This window comes from Clostridium sp. CF012, from assembly GCF_018861755.1.
Taxonomy (GTDB): domain Bacteria; phylum Bacillota; class Clostridia; order Clostridiales; family Clostridiaceae; genus Clostridium_AD.
The window spans coordinates 25,854-45,623 of record NZ_JAHLEF010000008.1 but is presented as its reverse complement, the minus strand read 5'-3'; the positions used below and the strand labels follow the sequence as shown (position 1 = coordinate 45,623).

Below are 19,770 nucleotides of genomic sequence, written 5' to 3'. Positions count from 1 at the left end.
CTTCACTCCTTATTTTCAATAAGCTTAAACTTTATCACTTTAATTAATAATTATATTTTACATAATGTTTCCAACAAAGCGCCAATTATAATTACTCACTAAAATGAAATTTATTTAATATCCACTTCCTTTGTAGATAAGTCTACAATTCGTGTCCTAGTATCCAATTTTGAGATATAAATTGCTTCTCCATTGCTATCAATAAAATATGATATTAGATGTGCATATTGGTCAATTTAGTGTAGTTTTTTTTCTTCATTCGTGATTCAAATATCTCAATATTATTTTCTTCACTTTCATGAAATAATCTCATAAAAATGACACCTCTCTTTACAACAAAAGACTTCCATCGGCTTTTTTCTATATTCCGTTTAGTAGCTAACTATTTTAATGCTTTCCAAAAAAAAGTTTTGAAATAAGTTCTCTTTCTGGAACTTCTCTCTTTTCAAATTCTTCGAATATCGAATCCTTTAAATATGTTACCATCTTATGTTTAATTGAATACTGCTCCTTAGAAATTTCTAAAATTGTAAATCTAGCAAGCGAATCATGACTACATCCTAGCGAACCTGGATTTATATATCTACCCCTACCCTTAATATCGGAGAATGGATGATGGTGACCATAAAATATTATATCTGATTCTATATTTTTAAAAAGTTGATCTAAATTGTCCTGATTTGGTTCTTTGCAAATAGGCTTGAAATCATTACAGCTATCAACAAGTGGATAATGTATAAATGTTACATTAATATTAAAATGTGTTCTTGAAATAGAATATGGAAATTCAGATACATTTAATTTCAAAGATTCGCCAATAGTTGAATGTACCCATTTTTGATGTTCATATTCGCCATCACTCATATGACTCGGATGGGGGTTAGGAATTCCAAAAGCAAAATATGCTTCATGATTTCCCATAATCATACTTAATTTATCAGTCCTCAGCAATAACTCTAAACATTCTTTAGGAAATGGTCCAATTCCAATAGAATCTCCAAGGTGAACTATATAATCATAGGATATATCTTCTACTTCATTCAGGACTGCTTTTAATGCGGGTAAATTTCCATGAACGTCAGTTATAATAACAATTTTCAAATTTTCTTTTATCAAACTTAAATCCTCCTCTTCTTTTGAGTAGAATGTTATGTTAAACAAAGCCTGTAACTAAAGTCTTACTAATGTTAATGAGCCCACCAGTAATGGTGAACGGAGATTTGGTACTTATTAATATATATAATCATGCCTAATCATTCCAAAGTAACATACATTAAAATATTGTTTATTAATATAAGCATAATTTCTCAATAATCCCTCTAGAACAAAACCTGACTTTTCCAATACCTTTGTCGATGATTTATTAGCCTCCATTGCTAAGGCTTCAACTCGTTCAGTCTTTGTATCTTCAAATAAGTATTTCACCAGAGCTTTTGTTATTTCAGTTGCATATCCATTATTCCAATATTCAGGTAGTAAATTATATCCAATTACTGCTCTGTTACTTTGGTTGTTAAAAGATAAGATACCAGCTTCTCCAATATATTTTACAGAATCTTTTAAAAATAAAGCTTGAAAATCCTGCTTGTTTTTATCATAGTTTTTCAATACAATTTCAAGAAGAGTTTTTGAATCCTCAATTTGATTTGTAGCTATTTTGGTTGAAAATTTCCATACTAATGGTTCAGAGTTAAGTCTATAAATATTTTCCAAATCATTTTCACAATAATCCTTTAGTATAAGTCTTTCGGTTTCTATTTCAATAGGCACTTTAATCCCCCCCCACCCTTAATTTCTATTATTATCAAAAATTAATTATATGTAAAATAGCTATATAACATCTAAATAAAACTACTAATTAAACCTTAGTGTTAAATTACCTTATAAAACCATAAAGCAGAACTATTTTATGATGGTGCTACATATATTTTGTTAAAATCGCAATAAGATATACCTCCAATAATTATAAAAAATGATATAAAACCTAAAATCATTAACCGTTTTATACCTGCTAAAAACGATTTAATTAACTTCATAATAACTCCCCCATTTAATTTTCAGAAAAACGTAGAGTATAAATATTATTCACTACTTCTATTCGAAACGGTATGGTAATAAAGCATCAATAGTAAGTATTGTGTTATCTTTCATCATTACCTCACATTTATAATTTTCATCATGAATTTGACAAATAAATTCTCTACATCTTCCACAAGGTGGAATTATTGTTCCATCTTTATAAACTGCAATCACTTTTACTATTTTGCTTTCGCCAGCGGTAATCATAGTAGCAATGGCCACATGCTCTGCACAAAACCCCAAAGCTCTTGGCGTATCTATAATACACCAGTGTAAACTCTTCCACTTTCACTCAAAATTGCTGCCGCAACGGAACCTGCATAAGATTTTTTCGAAAGTTTTTTATGATTCAATGTATTTTTTGCTATATCATATAATTCATCAAATGTCATAGTTATACTCCTTTCATACACATGTCTATGAGAAATATTCTTCGCCTTATTTTACTAACACTTTATTTCCTAGCAAACTAACCTATATATAGATTATAAGTCATAAATTTACACATTGCTATATAAAAATAATCCACCAGTCGAGGCGGACGTCAAAGATACAAATAACTTATACCGTGAGTTATTAAGTTAAATCTGATTCACTGAATTTAATTCGGTCATTCTTTGATATAAATGTATATCCATCAAAAACTTTTAAACCCTCATCAGATATAAATGGACCTATGACCTCTATTTTTTTCTGACCTGTGTTAAGTATGCTGTCACAGCTTGGCTTTGTCCTACCACCACTCATTTGTTGAAGCATACTCTGAGATACACTAAATATCACTTTGGAAATGTGGGACCATTTTATTGACCCTGAGCACATAACGCAGGGTTCAGCACTTGAATATAGTGAATATCCTTGTAGATTTAACTTGTGATTTGACCTGCAATATTCACTAATTAAGGCTAACTCTGCATGAAACGTGGGGTCACACAACTCAATGCTACGATCATATGACTTATGAACTATTTGTGCATTATATACAAGGACAGCTCCAAAAGGATACTCCCCTTTATCTCTAGCATATTGTGCCATTTCAATTGCTGCTAGCATAAAATACTCATCAGAAAATGCCAATCTAAATCACCTCTCCTCCAAGATAAAACCTTTTACTACTAAATTGAATAAACCCATTTATAAATCATTTTTTTGTATCATGTTTAATTAAGTCTTCATTTCATTGAAATACCCATTAGTTGATCCCAGTATGTATTTATTTTAAATAAAGTGTTTTCTTATACATAAGAGAATTAAGTTCAGGATAGGTTAGATTGTCCGGTAATCTGTCAAATAATTTTATCTCACTTATTTCTGAAATTGGTAAATCTCCTATCTCTTCTACCTCACTAAAAAATAACCTGCCATAAGATTTTTCATTAGAATTATCCATAGAAAAATTGCAAATAGAATATTCACAAACAGGTTTTATATTGAATTTTTTCGCACCAGTTTCTTCAAATAACTCTCTTCTAGCTGTAGCTTCAATGTTTTCACCTATTTCTCTATGCCCTCCTGGTATCTCCCACGAGGTGCTCTGATTTTCTCTAACGTAAATCCATTTTCCCTGATATAGAGCACTTATTACCGCGAACTTCAAATTTTCTTCATCAATTTTTCCTAACTCATAAAATTCTATTTCCATAGATTTACCCCCTTCCTTCTCTATTAATTTTCTATATTAATAAGGGATTTAAAACTACATCTCTTCATAATATGGAAAAATGCGAACTATATATTCTTTTTCATGTAATATCGTTTATGTTCCAATGGACAGTCATCTAACACACCAAAAACCTCATATCCTTGTTTAATGTAAAAATCTTTTGCTTGAAAATCAAAAGTATCTAGATGTATTAATTTGCACCCTCTTTCTTTTGCAATTTCCTCTACCTTATTTAAAAGCAACCTGCCATAACCCTCTGCTCTAAACTCCTTTTTAACCCACAAAACATCTATATATAAGCAATTCCAACAATATAATATACTATTTATTCCTGCAAGCACTTCTCTATTTGCCCCTTTTATAACTTTATTAATTGGAATAAAAGATGGTTCTTGCGTAAAAGGAACTTTCGATAAATTATATTCAACTATCCCGTTATTAACTAAATTATATTCTTCTCTTGTGCTTTCCTCAATAACATAATTTTTCATATTTAGTTTCACTCCTATATAATTTATATATTTTTTGTACGTCCTATGCTACAGATGTTCATTCATCAAAATTATTTTGATGAAGACCCTAAGAATTATTCAATTTAATTGGAGTAACTAGAAGTCCTATTTCTTCTAACAATTATCTTATTAAAATATTATAGTGTCTTCTGCCATTCACAGTCTGCCCCATACTCTAAAAACCCAACACTCTTATACAGCGTCTGTGAAGCAATGTTTTTGCCTCCAGTTCCAACGTATATATATTTAGTTCCACGCTCTTTCAACACATTCATACCATATAATAAAGTGCTTTTCATAATGCCTCTACGGCGATGTTCCTCTACACAGGCAACAGGCTCTAATATTGCTATCTTACTGATAGGGTCGTCCCAAATTGTACAGTAAGCAATGATTTCTTCATTGTACATCTGAACTACAAAATCCATTGCATCACCGTATGAGGGAGCATTCATCATTCTTTCATATCTTTCTGAGGTTGTTCCTATTCCTCCAGTAGCGAGGCCAAACAATTCGACACGTCTTGCTACATCTTTTTTCTGAGTTAGACGGAGGCTGAATCCAAGCGGCAATGAAGGATAAGTCTGTATTTTAGATAAATCACATATACCACAAAAACGGAAATATTCAGTTTTTGTATACCCCCGATCTTCCAAAATACTACTTAACAGTTCATCTTCAGCATTAGCATCTGTTGTAATGGTGGTCCCCTTCGTATAACAATTATGTTCTATATAATCCAGTATATCCTGTTTAAAGTGTTCAAATTCCGAAAGAACACTTATAAAAAACTCATCTTCCTGGATTGTGATAAACCCAAATTCTATTTTATCGTCAGACACAAGCCAAGTTGTCTTATACAATATATCTGGAATTTCTTCGAAAGCATATCTTTCAAAATCCAAATTTCCTACATGTAACTGGGGATATAAATGCCCAGTTTGCACACAATTACGTTGCACTATACGACGCATTATATTATAATCACTTTCTTTATCAAATTTACGATAACTCAGCATTTTTAACCTCCATATTTAAAGTACTTAGATAAATATTGTTCTTGTTTTCTATTATTCTGTAATTTTTCTAGACTTGCGGATTTAAGTATAAAAACAATAATATTCTGATTGGAAAAACTGTTCTACAAATTGTACTGCCTTCTTTATTTCATTTTCTGTAAATACCATATTTTCTGGGCCAACAACCCATTTGTCCTCCACATCATCTAACCGATGAATCACAGCAATTACCTTGCCATTAAAACTTTTTACAGGAACTTTAACCCCTACAATATAAGCATCCTGCTCCTCACCATCACCAGCAATAATACCTTCAACATAGCCATAATTAACAGTATAAAAAATAGTTCTGTGTTTTGGATGATATGTACCTAGTGGTCTATCAACTGTTACTGTAACTGTGTTACCCAGAATATCATGACTTTTATTATCAGAAACTCTTGCTTCTCTGATTAAAACTAAATCTCCATTTTTAAATATCAAATGTTTCATTTATTAATCCACCTAACGCACATGTACTTCATAACTTCACACCTATGCAATTCAAATTTGCTATGTAAATTAAGTAAGCTTAGTCTCATGCCAAGTTCTTTATCTGATTTAAAAAGCATCATGAATGCTGAAGAAGCATCACAGATTATTTAGTGTTAGATTATTTTCTCCTTGCAATCATTTCGATTTCAACCTGAGCCCCTAGTGGAAGAGATGCTACGCCTATAGTTGTCCGAGCAGGATAAGGTAAGGAAAATTGTTTCATATAAACAACATTCATTGAATTGAATGTGCTCATATCAGTTAAAAATACATTAACTTTTTCGACATTGTCAGGTGTTAAACCTGCTGCTTCCAATACATTGAAAAGATTTTTAAAGCATTGCTCTGTTTGGTCAGAAATATCACCTATTACAAGTTTTCCAGTTAGCGAATCTATTGGGGTTTGTCCAGATAAAAATATTAAATCTCCTGATTCAATTGCATGTGAATACGGTCCAACTGCAACCGCACCTGCTGCACTAAAAGCTTTTCTTGTCATAATTAAAATCCTCCCTTATTTGTTATAATAAAAATATTTTAATTTGCTATATTGTAAAGTGATTTTTAGTTACCCACAGTTTTATTTTACCATGGCCAATCTTCGACAAAATGTTGTGTGAAAGTCTTTTCATTCATAGCGAACTGGTGTATTTTGCTTTAAGCAGTTTTATTCATAATTACACTTCAATTCTACTTATTAAAAATTTCTAATACTAAACTCGATAAATTTCCTGTCACTATCTTTAATTGACGTTCCAAAGATTATTAGTGATTTTCTTATCGCTAAAACCTGATTTTTAGTAGGGGTTGTAAAGGAGCGATTAAATTTTAGTTTCCAATTTTCCAGTGAATATTGTCCAAGTGTAGCAATAGTTTCATTTTTATCTGCACAAAATTCTATAATATAGCTTATAGCATACCATTTACTTAATGAACACAAAAGAAAACAAGAGTTAGTTTTTGCATGATCATATATAGTTCGTTTAAATATATTATATATAATATCTGCATCGCTAGAGTCAAGCTCTTTGTATAACACTCTTCTAGCAGATTTAGAAATGCCAGGTCTGCAGTCATTTAAAATTAAAATGAATTTCTCTTTATAGCCTGCAAAATCCAGTCGTGCTAATGTATTTATAGATGCTTTTACGATTTTGACACTATTAGAGTCCATAAATTCAGCAATATTTTTTGTATCGTTAATATTCCCCGTCTCTCCTAGACCACAGATGCTGGAATATACTTTCTCGTTTTTCTGTATCGCATCACGGTATAATGATGCAAAATCATATTTTTTATCCTTCATAAGTAAATAACGTGATAACTCTCTTACAGAGTTATTTCTGTCAAATAAACTATTTATTAATATAGCTACAGCATCTTGACGATTAAATTCATATATGGTCTCAAGTGCAAGTATCCTAATTTGAGAACATCTATCATTGAGTAATAACTGTGAAATAATAATAAACTCTTCAAGTGCTATCTTTCTCTGTATATTCCTAAGTACAAAAAGTCTTATATAAGAATTGGGGTCTTTAATTAAATAATCTATTATATTTTTATTATCTAAAATCCTTGTTTCAAGGATTATTTTGTAACAAGATAATCTTACCTTTGAATCAATTGACAATACTCCACTTATTAGCTTTGAAGAACATTCGGGACTAGATAACATAGAAACAACTGAATTGATAATATCATCATGTTCATCTCTGCAGCAGTCTCCCAATCTTAAGACCAAAGGCAAGTTATTAACGAGATTCATAGCGTTTCCTGGATTCAGATTACTCAGCAAATATTTTTTTGAAACATTTTTCACCTCCCTTACCCAATCATTAACTCTGATTAAAAGGTAAGGTATTGCATAACCTTTTTCCAACTGTGAAAGATTTATTATTGCCTTCTCCCTAAAATATCCATTGGGATGAAAACTGCATAAACCTAATATTGTCACCTTCTCCTCTTCTGACAATAAATGATGTAGTAACTCTTTAGGTTCTTTGTTTTCCAAATTATAATTCCAGTCATATGAGCCCCTAGCTCTGAATATTTTATCAACTTTTATTAACTGAGTAGAATTCAATGTACGCATAATAGCATGGAGACTTTTTGCAGACTGTAACTTAATTTCTGCATTTTTACTTAACAATAGTTGAAATACATCTGGTATAGCTGATAATTCTCTATTGTCTCTTATAAATTCAAGCAGTCTATTAGTCTGTATCCTACTATTTGATTGTGAAGTTGTAGTGTTATTTTCTTCTAGAACCCTAATTATGTTTAAATTAATAATTTTTTGAAGGATTTTCTTAATCATGTGTTTGCCACCTTCTTTCTGTCTTTATTTCCCCATACTACCTCGTCTGATTTTAGGAAATAGAACAATCTAAACGCTCTCTAATTTATTTTCAGTATCATTGTAATTATTATCGTTAATTTAACATACAATGGTTTTGCATATTTTTTTGATAAGCGTTTCAACCAATTTTATAGAATTATCGCTCTTCCTATTCCAATTCAGGTATAAAAAATATTGTTAAAAGTATACTTTCGTCCTTGTTTCCCCAAAAACTTGAAACTGTCCACAACCAACAACTTCCTTATCAATAAATACAACATATAAATGGGCATAATTATTTTCTCTAATACGTTGTCAGTTTTTCGGATAAAATGTTTTTGTAAATAATTTATACTTATTAATATGTTAAAAATTCATCAAAATATTTATAAAATTCTTCTATATTTTTTAAATGAATATTGTGGTCTGGATGTGACATTTCACGGGCAATGCAATTTGGAAGTAGAGATTGCATTTTTATAAAGTCTTCATCTGGTATTACCTCGTTGCCTTTTGATTTGATTAACAGTACTAAACACTTTATGTTTGGTAATAGATTATACCACTCTTTATTATGTGCAATGCCAATAGCCATAGCCTTAGGACTGAACATCATCTGATATCCTTCTACAGTTTCCACCAAACTATTCATAAAATATTGATATTCCAAATTTGAATCCGTAGCTTGTTTAATAAAATTCATTGCTGCATTTAGTGTGGCAAATGGTAAAGGCCAGTCTTTTGTTAAAGGATCACTGAGTTGACTTTTATCTAACGGTAAATCGTTTAGCTCTGCAGGTTCTGCTGCAGATTTGTCAAGTATAGCTAATGCATTTACGTACTTAGGATATACTGCTGCTAAATATCCAGCTACTGCTCCACCCATAGAATGGCCTACTAAAATAACTGAATCTATCTTTAAAAAATTTAACAGTTCAATTATATCCTCAGCCATTTCTTCAGTCGTATATTCCGCTAAAGGTTTACTACTCAATCCGTGTCCTCTTTTATCTGGTGCGATAATTCTGTATTGTTTTCCATAGTGATTAATAAAATCATACCAGGTTTCTGCTCTTCCCCATCTTCCATGAAGACAAAGAATAGTTGGCCCTTCAGCTTTGGTATCAAAATAAAACATGTCAATATTCTTTAGCTTAGCAATATTTCTGTAGATCTTTGTTTTTTCCATAGTATCCCTCCTCTAATTTCTTAATTTAATTCAGCTAAATGTCATCATGTTTAGCACATCTAGTCTTATAATAAATTTAAAGCAATTTGTATTGCAACTAAACTCTAATTATCGCTAATTTTTTTAGTTCAACAGATTTTTTAGTTGGGTTTTTAATGATATAATTGTTTTCTTCAAGATATTTAATACAGTCAATCATGATTTTTGGCGACATAGTATGCACACCCTTTCATGTTATAAGTTTTATCCTTTAAGCTTAAAGATTATCTATTATTTCAGAAAGACATTCATTAGATTCTGCTTTTGCAATTCTAGATGCAACCTCTTTCCAAATTGGTTCAGCTGTAAATACGCTTTTAAGCAAAGAAATTGACTCATCTTTTAAACCACACTTTAATAAGCTCAGCGCATAATAAAATTGTTGCTGTACTCTACTATCTTCATTAGGTATTTTATTTACAGCAAGAGTAAACTGCTTAATTGATGAAGATATTTTTGTACTATCTAAGCTACTTTCATGAAGTATAATATGAGAACTATCAATGCAGTTATTAGCTTTTTTTAAGTTAATGAGTCGTCTGAGTTCTTTTAAGGGTTTAGGATTATCATATACCTTAAAATCATAAATGTAGCCTAACCATGGTTTGTCAATTGGATCAGATGTAACTATAGTGATTGCTGCAGATTGTGCTCCGCGAATATCCCCACCTTCAGATTCAGCGGCCTCCATTGCATTCATAATACAATCAGCTAATTCACCATCACAACTTTCAAATGCACTTCCCATTGCATCCCAAACTGTATCTTTCAACATCATATTTGCTTGACATGAATAATGTTTACCTATTCTATGTCCTGCTTCTCTAATGCAATTACTTCCTGTATGTGCACTAACATTACCATTAGCATCTATAATACCAATTTGCCTATATTCTGAATCTACATCTTGTTCTATTAAATCTTTTAGTATTTGTTCCGGCAAATTCCCTTCTCTCATCATTTTAATGCCTTCAAATCCATAACTAGGATTTGTATATGACTGACTTGCAACTACACCAACACCAGGTTCTGCGTAAATGACGCGGTTACATGCAGCAAAGTTGTGGGTTTGCATTGCAATCCCCAACTGATGTTTAATAGGATCAAATGCAACAATAGAATATGTATTTGTAAACTCTGTATAATCGATTTTACCCATCTTTTCCCTCCCGAAAATTTAATGATAAGAAGATAATTACTTATCTCCCTTCCCTTCTATTTCTCCACAAATAACAACCCTACCATTATCAGGACATTTCATTTCAAATTTTGTATCTTTACAATCGCCACAGTCTAATGTAGCACCATTTAGAAGAGCATACACACTTGGATAAATGCTATTCCAAAGTTCATGACAAATAGGTGGACATATATTATCAACAATAAAACTATTACCCTTATTGTAATAACCGCACCTACATTCACTTTCTTTTATGGTTAGCTTTACTTTTGGCATAATTTTTTGCCTCCTCAATTTTCTATAGTTCTGATACAACCCAACGCGGACTGCAACAATTTGTTCTGTTGACTACTACCCGCTGAAGTAAGTACCACACGTATTTAGATAGCTGAATTAAATATCTGATAAGTTACACTTGAGTTTTGGAATTTTTCTTCCCTTTTTTAAAGTAGATTCGACTTCGCCTATTTGTATAGCTCCCATTTTTTCATAAAACTCTTTAGCTTGTGGACTAGTTACTAGTGTAAAATCCTTTATACTATGTGCTTTACAATAATTTGCTAAATGGTCCCACATCTTTTTTCCATAACCTTTTCCTATACATTGAGGTTCAATATAAAAATACTCTATTGAATTTCCTTCCGGTTTAATTAAAATAGTATAAAATCCTACAATTTTATCATTTTCATAAATGATAAATGTTGGATTTTTTCTGATAAATTCCTCAGTTACTTCGTAAATAACCTTGAATTTATCCATAAAATCATAATCATAGCCCCAATATGACTCCGATTTAATTGCTATCCTACTTAATTCACTTGCTTCATACCCTATAGCAGCAAGTATGTAATTCATTTGCATCACTCCCTTTTATTTTTCATTTTAACAAAAAATCTAAAACCCAAGGTGATACAATATCTGCTTTGCCTACTAAATCAGAATGGTTAAGCTTATCAAATATTTTTAAAGCAATATCGTTTTTCCTTATTTCAATTTCATTAGTTTTTAAATTCTCTAAAACTTGTGGATTGTCTTCAGTTCCTGAATACACTGCTAAACTTGTTTTAATATCCTTAACTTCAATGCCTTCCCAATTAGCCCATGCTTTAAGTTGAGCAATTGCTAAGTTAAAATCAGTTTTTTCTATCCATTCTACATCATCTTTCGATAGATTTTGTTGATCTAGCATATTATTTTTCTTTTTTAAATGCAAGCTCTCATATTCATTAATCCATTCCGGTACTATTTCCTTGAAAAATTTATTGCCAAAAATACTACCACCACATACAACTTTTTTTATATTTTTATTTCGTTTACATAATTGTAAACCAATAGTTGCACCATATGAATGCCCGAAATAGCTATACTCATTAAATCCACATTCATTGACAACGATATTAATGTCTTCTAGTATATTATTTGCTGAATAAAAATTTGGGTTATATGATTTGTCACTTTCTCCATTACCCCTTATATCAATTGTAATGACAGTAAAATAGTTCTTAAAGATTTCTATCCAACCTCTATCAACCCACATTTCTTTATTTGATCCCATACCATGAACTAGTACAAGTGGCAAGCCTTTTCCAAAAACATTGTATGCAATTTTAGCACCATCGGCTGATATAATATATTTTGAATTCATAAATTATTCCCCCATAAATTTATTTGCATTGATGCCTTTTCAATCCAAGCTAAATGAAGAATTTTTGTTATGTGATGCTTATACCAATTAGACTTGATAGTCGTTAAATTCGCCAAATAAGTTCTATAAATCTTTCTTAAAAACTTCTGTACTTATTCCAAATTCGTCTTTTGTTTCAAAAAAATATCCCTAACTTAGTTTTTTATAATAATCTGCTGTATGATCTGTTCTTAAATATAAATCTTTAAATCCTAATTTCTTTGTAAACAATTCTAATTGATTCATTAGTTCTTTAGCTATTCCCCGACCTCTAAATATTGTATTAACATAAAGTTCCAGTGTGGCAATATGCTAAACAATCCTGGATAATAATAGTATGATTAGTTTTGCCTTGCATTTAATTAATCTTAATTTTATTATTCTATACTACTTCCCAATTCTTCAATTATTCTTGTTAACCTTTTTCTCTCATGATCATTTATTTCAAATGAGGTATTATAAAGGTAATGTTGTAGAACATCTGCATCTTTTAACAATTCACTATAAATACCATTAATAGTTTGCTTATCACTATGATTTAAAATCATTTCACAAATTATTGCTATCTCTTCTTCAGTAAAACAACACAGTTCGCCCATTATTCCTTTTGTCTCATCAGAACTTAATTTTGCATGATCAACATAATCTCCTGTTTTATAACTTGAAATATCATGCAACATCCCTGCAATTGAACATAATTCTGAATTTAAATTTCTTTTAAGTGCTAGTAAGCCACAAAGAGAAGCTACTCCGTAAAGATGAACAAAGCCACAGCGACTTTTTTCCTTATTGAGTTGTTGTCTTAAAATTTCATCAACAATATCTCGAACCATTTCTAATCTATCCATATTGTCCCTTCCCCCTAATTAAATTTAGTGAATTTTCTCTTATTTCATTTAGTTCATTTGCATTAAACAAACCAGCATTATAAAGGTTAAAAAATTCCTGAGAAACACTTTGATCAAAAATAAGCATATCATCAGTATTTATAGTTACTTTAATGCCATTATCATAAAGTTTTCTAATAGGGTGAACTTTATAACTTTCTACTCTACTAAGTAAAATATTACTTGTCGGACATACATTAAGCTGTATTTTATTATCACATAACCATCTCATTATACTCTGAGAATTTGCGGCAGCTATTCCATGCTGTACCTGGTCAAGTTCTAATTCTTCTACTGCCTCTCTAATTAATTCAGCAGTTCCAAATTCACCCACGTGCGCTTTTAAGATTAATCCTTTTTCTTTAGCTTTTCTAAATACTTTTTTAAAAGTTGGTATAGCAAATTCATCTCCAAACATATCAATAGATTTAAAATAATCCTGAGATAAAAATTGTTCTAACCCTTCATTCATTTCATCAATAGGTGTAAATGAGCTCAATGCGATTTCTGGTATAAAAAGAACCTCTGGAGCAAATCTTTGATGAATTCTTTTTAATGCTTGTACCAAATCATCTACAGAGTTATCATACCAAACTGCTTCCCCAAAACCGACACTCATATGAAGTACCGTTACGCCATCCATCTTAGCCTGCATAAAAGCTGCTTCTATTCGCTTTTCAAAGCCCAAAGTGCCTATAACTAATGGTTTAATATATTGTGCATTCCAGGTATTCATGTCATTAAGATCCTTAAGTTTGGGACATTTAGGTATACTTACGCCTGCCCATTCTTCGATATATCTTTTATTGCCACCTCTTGTGCTATGGTTATGCAAATCTCCTTTTGGTATTTTTCTCATTTCATCTAAATCGTTACTTTCTAGTGCCTTAATAAATTTCTCTTCCATAGTACACCCCTTTCACGAACTGTGGTAAAGTCAAATGAATTAAATGGCATTACAATTTTATATAAAGAATAATATTCACTAATTTTTGCTTTCGATATATTTTTCTATCATTTTTATATCGTTTATATCTTTTTCTCTTCCTAACTCTGATTTTTGCTTTTTAATGCTTTCTAAAGTACCTACAGGTAATGCATCAATGAATTCTATTTCATCAACAAACCAATTTTCTAGTATTTCTATTTATCGTTTATTTCCATAATTCTTGAATTATCTTCCGTCACTCTGTACTTACAACCTTTTTTCAGAAAATACTCAATTAAATTAGTGGTGCACCCTAGATCAATGTCATTTGTTCTTTCTTTAACTCCATGAAGTACTAATCCTGCACCAGAGGTTATCCAATATTCGCTTAAAGGCAAGTCCATATACTTAAGTATTTTAATTATATCTTCTTTATATAACATTTGTTATCCTCCAAATGTATTAGCATTTTAATAAATTCACCACATAATACCAAGCTCAGATGCTTAAGTACCATTCAGGAACACCATGGGTTTCAAAATCATGTGTATTAAATATTTTAATTTGTCTCTCCCTTACTTTATCCAATTGGGTATATGCATGACCACTAATAAGTAATAAATTTACATAGCGCTATATAAAATGTTCAACCAGCAAAGGTAGATGCAATATTTTGTTATAGTACATAGAACTTTGTTAGTTTTCAACAAACTTAAAACGAATTAATATTTAAATAATCAGATAGACTTTTAATAAAAAAATTTCTAAATCCATAAATAACTCCTAAATTTTCACTCTCACTACCCTCTAAATCATAATAATATTTCATGCTTTCTATCTCTACAGATAATGAATCTAACGGAAAACCTTCTCTATATTTTTTATGTGGTTTGTCTACAATATAAAATTTTTCAGAATATATATCTTCGCCCTCATATTTATAAATATTATTCTCATCCATTACCAAACATATGGAGTTCTTATAATATGCAATTAACTTCCCACCATATTTTGTTGCTAAATTGCTATAGTAACTGAGCATCTCTATATAAGTCAAATTCTTTCCATGAATTCTTTTTATAAGTACACCGGGTTGGTCTTTTTCATCAACCCCTTCAAAATATAATCCAGTATCACAAGAAAATATGGGTTGTTTAATCTGTTCAAAATAAGATCTGGCCTTTTGGGTTGCATTTGATAATGGATCTTTCCCTGTTTCTTCAGCCTCTTTTAATTCCATATCGAGAGTTCCGAGATCAGTAATAGTAATATTCAATCCGCCCAGGATCTTTATCATGCTTTCTAACTTAGATGGATTATAGGTTCCATATATTAAATTCATAATATCAATTCCTTTTTTTAGTACATAGAAACCAGAAGGTCTATGTCATATAACCTTTTGTATGGACTAATTAATTCTACTAACCTTACTTCCTAAGATCTTGTGTACCAATATAATTATGTGCTGTTAATATAGTAGTAACCATATTCATCGACCAATTGCCATCTTTCTCAAAATACCCCTTTTTATCAAAGCCTTCTACTAGTTTTAGTCTGTCATATTCAACATACTGCCTTGATGTTGTTATATTACCTTCAAAAATATCTAATATAATATACTGTGCTCTTGGGTCTCCATTAAATGGCATTCCTACAGAGCTAGGACATATAAACCTTTTCCCATTTACTTCTTCATCCATAAACAAATGATAATGCCCAAAAATACAAACATCACTTTCCATACCCATGGCAACCTCAGCAAGCCCTCTTATATTAGGAATATTATTTTCTCTTTTTAAACTATCAACTACTGTAAAGACTTCAATATCTGATGGATTATGGCACAAATACATAGAGATTCCTTCCTCTTCAACTAAAACATTTGATGGAAGAGCCTTCAAATATGATACACGTTCTGTACCTAGTTCGTTGTATATTTGTTTATTTACCGGATATATCCAATCAGCATTTTCTTCTATTGGAGCTATGAATTCATCAATATTACCTGATATAATTAAATGTTTTTTACTTTGCTTTTGGTAATGCATTAACAAATCAACAGTTTCATTTGATCCATAACCTCCAAAAATATAATCACCTAGAAAAAAAATCATATCTATATCTCTATTATTTATATCCTTTAATACTGCTTCAAAAGCAATATGGTTACTATGTATATCAGCAACTACTGCAATTCTCATAAAATACTTTTCACCTCTCATTGATAATTATAAATATACAATATTTTGTTATATGCAGTTAAAAACCTTTCGCGGGGCTGTTTTTGTTTCTTTTTCATTTTAAATAAGATTTTTCCTCATCTCTTATTTTCATCATCAAATATTCATTTATCCCTTCTCTATACAAACCTGGTAAAATACCAACTTCTATGTATCCAATCTTTTCATACAACACTTTGGCATGGTGATTAAAATCTCCAACTACTAAAAATAGTTTTGTATAGTCAATAAAGCAAATATTCTCAAAGAATTCTAATAGTTTTTTCCCTATTCCAAGTTTACGATTTTCTTTCTTGACTGCAATAATGTGAAGGTATGGAAATGAATGAAATGCTGCCTTTAAAATAAACCATATGAAACCCTTACAATTGTGATTAATATCTAGGGCAACATATATCTCATCCTTCTTAAACCCATCTTCTAACGCCTTTCTAGCACTTCCTTTTTCTGAAAAATATCTTATTCCTAGTTCAGAATTTAATAATGAATCTTCACAATCAACTATATAATCCATACTTCCTTTTACTATCGTTATTTCCATACAACACCTCTACTCAAATTTTCAATAAGATTTCCACTAAGTGTAGTCTTCTTTATATCTCTAATACTAAATCAATTTTATTCATTTTTTCATCCTTTACTTCTGGCTTAGCATTACAATACCATTTATATGCTAGTTCTAATCCCTCAAATAAATCAATTTGTGGCATATATAACCCATCTTCTTCAGCTTTTTTTGTATCTAAGAGATATGTGACATTTCTAAAAGGAAAATAATCTCTTATACTTATATTTACTTTTTCACTATCAACCTTTATTATATTTACTTTTCTATTCACTACCTTCATAGTTGTTTCAACTAACTGTTGCCAAGTTACTGTCTCGCTATTGGTTACATTGTATGCTTGTCCTACTGTTTTATCTGTATGTATAGCACTTTCAAATACTTTAACCAAATCGCTTATATATACAAATTGTGTTTCTTCATCCCCATCTGGTATAGGAACATCTAATCCTTTGGTTACCCTATCAAATAAATAGGTTTCTCTATATAAATTATTATCTTCTCCATATATGTAAGTTGGTCTAAATATAGTTATAGGAAATTTTTCTTCTTTCCATAGTCCAAATAAATAGTCTTCAGCTTTCTTTTTATCTAATCCATAGCTTCCCCAATTTACATTTTCACCTCGTGTAAATTCTTCTGTATTTATCTTATCTGAAGGTGTGTACACAGCCCCTGAGCTACAAAATACATATCTTTTTAAATTTTCTTTATTTAAAGTTGAAATTAATTTTTGCACATCCTCCTTTACATATGCTGATGTATCAAAAATATAATCATAACTTTCATTTGAGATATTTAGTTTTAAATCTTCAATTGATTTTCTATCGCCTTTTAAATGCTTTCTAATTCCACTATAGCTAGTAGGCTTAATTCCTCTTGTAAATATATCCACGATATAACCTCTTGATATTAAATATTTCGTTAAAGAACTGCTTACAAATTCGGTTCCACCCATGACTAAAATTTTCATGCTTTATTCTCCTTTCATCTTTAATAAAAGATTACACCTAAGCTTCGTGTTGCCCACGCCCCTTGCTATGGTCAAAATCTTGATCATTTTGATATATGGGAGCTAGTTATTACAAAGGACAATTGTTCTCATTTAATATTATTTATAAAAAGCTGTTGCAACAGATTAAGGTATTTGTCTGGATAGATTAAACTAATTTCGCCATGTCCGCTTTTTTCAATTACTTTTAAAAAGCTTCCGATAATGGTTTCGTGCAGTAACCTTGCAGATTTTTTCATTACTGATAATTCTTTCTCACCAACTAATATTAATGTTTTTGCTTTTGTGTTGCATAAAGCTTCCGGCATTGGATAATCCCCATTACTTATAGTAAAATTGATTAGTGATTCTTTTGTCATTCGTGAACTTTCCTTATAATAGTTCTCAAATAATTCATCTGGTACATTCAATGTTTTAGCCTGTAATTTTGCAAACCATCTTTTTTTAATTAAACCATAGCACATATTATACATTGGTACAGTTAGTGCAATTGCCATTTTGATAGGATAAACCAATGCACTTTCTATAACAGCATTTTCAGTAATATCAGATTCTTTGGATAATATTTCAACAGTAATTTGAGCACCAATAGAAAGACCACAGATTGCGAAAACTTTTCCATTATAATTTCCTTTTATGTATTTAATAACCTGTTCAGCTGATTCCTTTATGCTTACGAATGTGGTATCCCAAGCATCACCATGCCCATCAATAATGGGGGTAATAATATAAAAATCCTTTTTTAATGCTTCAATTTGTGCTTTCCATGACCACCATGACAATCCGCCCCCATGAATAAAAATAATAACTGGCATATTTTTATTGCCAAATTCTTTAAATATCATATTCATCCTCCAATCATATATCGTAAATTAAACAAATAATAATTGCTCTCAAGCTGCATTTATGCTTGTTCAACAAGAAATTTAATATTTTTTTCTGTTGAAAGCAAGTCGCTTCCTGTAGTATTTAACTTTTCTTTCAGTGAACCTATTACACTGTCTACATTGTTTGCAACACGCTGTGCACAGTCTAATGATTCATGAATTCTTGATTGTACAACCCAATCAGATATAAGACCATCAAAAAAATAATCTGCAAAGGTTTCGAAAGACCCAATATTTATATCTATATTCATTATTAAATTCACATCGGATAATTCATTTTGGAATCGAATCAATGCAATTTTTGTATGATGTACATATTCCTTAGCTTCATCAATATGTGAGTGCTTAGCCGCAGTGGCAAGTAAACCTCCACCTAATATATCCCATGTTCCCCAGCCTTCAGCACTTTCAAGAGAATTTATTACATGTCCAAGTTCTATTTGTACAGCATCACCTGATGCAATTGCTTCCTTCAATTCTTTCCTCTGTGCTTCAAGGTCAGCTAGGGTTTCTATAAGTTGAAGTAGTTTTTGAGAATTACCATCATTTAATTGCAGTATAAACTCTTCTTTGTGCTTCAATACAGTTTCATATTCACAATCTACGCCAAGTAGACTGTTTAATGAGGATTTATAAGATACAAGTTCACTCTCTAATGCTAAAACTGATTTGCAACACTCATCATACTTTAGCCTGACAGAAAGCAATTCTTGCCTCTCCTTTTCAAGCTGTTGATGTTTACTCCCAAGTATTGAATAAAATATACTAGTAATACTTAATGATTCAAGTTTTTTAACATCATTATCCTCATCTTTAAGAATGTTTTCCAGCTCTAGCTTTCTTTCTAATTCCTTTTGCAATGCTTCCCTGGTCTGGTTAACTGAACTTTGAAATTTCTTTTTTCTCAATAGTTTTTCTTTGACATTTATAAGTTCCCTGTTAAGTTCTTCAAACATGCTAAGCTTCCTTTCGTCATATGACTTTTTTGTACTAATATTCTAAAAATCCAAC

27 protein-coding genes are annotated in these 19,770 nt (G+C 30.8%); all 27 read right to left on the bottom strand.

Annotated features, from left to right (window positions below; translation table 11 throughout):
* Positions 1-387 precede the first annotated feature (387 nt).
* Positions 388-1,116 (bottom strand): metallophosphoesterase, encoded by a 729-nt coding sequence (locus KPL50_RS09700; RefSeq protein WP_216298262.1) that lies wholly within the window; start codon positions 1,114-1,116, stop codon positions 388-390.
* Between the two features lie 114 nt (positions 1,117-1,230).
* Positions 1,231-1,770: a GNAT family N-acetyltransferase gene (locus tag KPL50_RS09695; protein ID WP_216298261.1), complete on the bottom strand. Its 540-nt coding sequence runs from the start codon at positions 1,768-1,770 to the stop codon at positions 1,231-1,233.
* Between the two features lie 137 nt (positions 1,771-1,907).
* Positions 1,908-2,036, bottom strand: coding sequence for a hypothetical protein (locus KPL50_RS27435; protein WP_290443218.1), 129 nt, complete (start codon positions 2,034-2,036; stop codon positions 1,908-1,910).
* A gap of 58 nt (positions 2,037-2,094) precedes the next feature.
* Positions 2,095-2,301: a hypothetical protein gene (locus KPL50_RS27870; RefSeq protein WP_253200548.1), complete on the bottom strand. Its 207-nt coding sequence runs from the start codon at positions 2,299-2,301 to the stop codon at positions 2,095-2,097.
* A gap of 35 nt (positions 2,302-2,336) precedes the next feature.
* Positions 2,337-2,471, bottom strand: a complete 135-nt coding sequence (locus KPL50_RS27865; protein WP_290443217.1) for a hypothetical protein — start codon at positions 2,469-2,471, stop codon at positions 2,337-2,339.
* Positions 2,472-2,655: 184 nt separating this feature from the next.
* Entirely contained in the window at positions 2,656-3,156 is a 501-nt protein-coding gene (locus KPL50_RS09685; RefSeq protein ID WP_216298260.1) for a nucleoside deaminase, read from the bottom strand.
* Between the two features lie 136 nt (positions 3,157-3,292).
* Positions 3,293-3,721, bottom strand: a complete 429-nt coding sequence (locus KPL50_RS09680) for an NUDIX domain-containing protein (protein WP_216298259.1) — start codon at positions 3,719-3,721, stop codon at positions 3,293-3,295.
* An 86-nt stretch (positions 3,722-3,807) separates the two neighbouring features.
* Positions 3,808-4,233: an N-acetyltransferase gene (locus KPL50_RS09675; protein ID WP_216298258.1), complete on the bottom strand. Its 426-nt coding sequence runs from the start codon at positions 4,231-4,233 to the stop codon at positions 3,808-3,810.
* Between the two features lie 158 nt (positions 4,234-4,391).
* Positions 4,392-5,273, bottom strand: a complete 882-nt coding sequence (locus tag KPL50_RS09670; RefSeq protein ID WP_216298257.1) for a GNAT family N-acetyltransferase — start codon at positions 5,271-5,273, stop codon at positions 4,392-4,394.
* An 81-nt stretch (positions 5,274-5,354) separates the two neighbouring features.
* A complete protein-coding gene (locus KPL50_RS09665; protein ID WP_309245159.1) occupies positions 5,355-5,765 on the bottom strand; it encodes an inorganic pyrophosphatase in 411 nt (136 codons plus the stop codon).
* A gap of 160 nt (positions 5,766-5,925) precedes the next feature.
* Positions 5,926-6,306 (bottom strand): RidA family protein, encoded by a 381-nt coding sequence (locus KPL50_RS09660; RefSeq protein WP_216298256.1) that lies wholly within the window; start codon positions 6,304-6,306, stop codon positions 5,926-5,928.
* A 198-nt stretch (positions 6,307-6,504) separates the two neighbouring features.
* Positions 6,505-8,127 carry a HEAT repeat domain-containing protein gene (locus tag KPL50_RS09655; protein ID WP_216298255.1) on the bottom strand — a complete coding sequence of 541 codons (1,623 nt, stop codon included), beginning with the start codon at positions 8,125-8,127 and terminating at the stop codon, positions 6,505-6,507.
* A gap of 379 nt (positions 8,128-8,506) precedes the next feature.
* Positions 8,507-9,337, bottom strand: coding sequence for an alpha/beta fold hydrolase (locus KPL50_RS09650; protein ID WP_216298254.1), 831 nt, complete (start codon positions 9,335-9,337; stop codon positions 8,507-8,509).
* 256 nt (positions 9,338-9,593) lie between these two features.
* A complete protein-coding gene (locus KPL50_RS09645) occupies positions 9,594-10,535 on the bottom strand; it encodes a DUF1028 domain-containing protein (RefSeq protein ID WP_216298253.1) in 942 nt (313 codons plus the stop codon).
* 36 nt (positions 10,536-10,571) lie between these two features.
* A complete protein-coding gene (locus tag KPL50_RS09640; protein ID WP_216298252.1) occupies positions 10,572-10,832 on the bottom strand; it encodes a TIGR04076 family protein in 261 nt (86 codons plus the stop codon).
* A 117-nt stretch (positions 10,833-10,949) separates the two neighbouring features.
* On the bottom strand, positions 10,950-11,411 hold the full coding sequence (locus tag KPL50_RS09635; RefSeq protein ID WP_216298251.1) for a GNAT family N-acetyltransferase: 462 nt from the start codon (positions 11,409-11,411) through the stop codon (positions 10,950-10,952).
* A 22-nt stretch (positions 11,412-11,433) separates the two neighbouring features.
* Complete coding sequence (locus KPL50_RS09630; protein WP_216298250.1) at positions 11,434-12,201, bottom strand: alpha/beta fold hydrolase; 768 nt, start codon at positions 12,199-12,201, stop codon at positions 11,434-11,436.
* A 189-nt stretch (positions 12,202-12,390) separates the two neighbouring features.
* Positions 12,391-12,540, bottom strand: a complete 150-nt coding sequence (locus tag KPL50_RS27425) for a GNAT family N-acetyltransferase (protein WP_290443223.1) — start codon at positions 12,538-12,540, stop codon at positions 12,391-12,393.
* A gap of 77 nt (positions 12,541-12,617) precedes the next feature.
* Positions 12,618-13,088, bottom strand: coding sequence for an HD domain-containing protein (locus KPL50_RS09620; RefSeq protein ID WP_216298249.1), 471 nt, complete (start codon positions 13,086-13,088; stop codon positions 12,618-12,620).
* Positions 13,081-14,034: an adenosine deaminase gene (locus KPL50_RS09615; RefSeq protein WP_216298248.1), complete on the bottom strand. Its 954-nt coding sequence runs from the start codon at positions 14,032-14,034 to the stop codon at positions 13,081-13,083. The genes KPL50_RS09620 and KPL50_RS09615 overlap by 8 nt, the downstream gene beginning before the upstream one ends.
* A 236-nt stretch (positions 14,035-14,270) precedes the next feature.
* Positions 14,271-14,498 carry a hypothetical protein gene (locus tag KPL50_RS09610; protein WP_216298247.1) on the bottom strand — a complete coding sequence of 76 codons (228 nt, stop codon included), beginning with the start codon at positions 14,496-14,498 and terminating at the stop codon, positions 14,271-14,273.
* A 269-nt stretch (positions 14,499-14,767) separates the two neighbouring features.
* Entirely contained in the window at positions 14,768-15,397 is a 630-nt protein-coding gene (locus KPL50_RS09605; protein WP_216298246.1) for a non-canonical purine NTP pyrophosphatase, read from the bottom strand.
* Positions 15,398-15,482: 85 nt separating this feature from the next.
* Positions 15,483-16,256 carry a metallophosphoesterase gene (locus tag KPL50_RS09600; RefSeq protein ID WP_216298245.1) on the bottom strand — a complete coding sequence of 258 codons (774 nt, stop codon included), beginning with the start codon at positions 16,254-16,256 and terminating at the stop codon, positions 15,483-15,485.
* Positions 16,257-16,350: 94 nt separating this feature from the next.
* Entirely contained in the window at positions 16,351-16,836 is a 486-nt protein-coding gene (locus KPL50_RS09595) for an N-acetyltransferase (protein WP_216298244.1), read from the bottom strand.
* A 52-nt stretch (positions 16,837-16,888) separates the two neighbouring features.
* The gene (locus KPL50_RS09590) at positions 16,889-17,833 is read right to left on the bottom strand and encodes an NAD-dependent epimerase/dehydratase family protein (RefSeq protein WP_216298243.1); all 945 of its coding nucleotides are present in this window, start codon (positions 17,831-17,833) and stop codon (positions 16,889-16,891) included.
* A gap of 128 nt (positions 17,834-17,961) precedes the next feature.
* A complete protein-coding gene (locus tag KPL50_RS09585; protein WP_216298242.1) occupies positions 17,962-18,717 on the bottom strand; it encodes an alpha/beta fold hydrolase in 756 nt (251 codons plus the stop codon).
* A 59-nt stretch (positions 18,718-18,776) separates the two neighbouring features.
* Positions 18,777-19,715, bottom strand: a complete 939-nt coding sequence (locus KPL50_RS09580) for a hypothetical protein (RefSeq protein WP_216298241.1) — start codon at positions 19,713-19,715, stop codon at positions 18,777-18,779.
* Positions 19,716-19,770 lie beyond the last annotated feature (55 nt).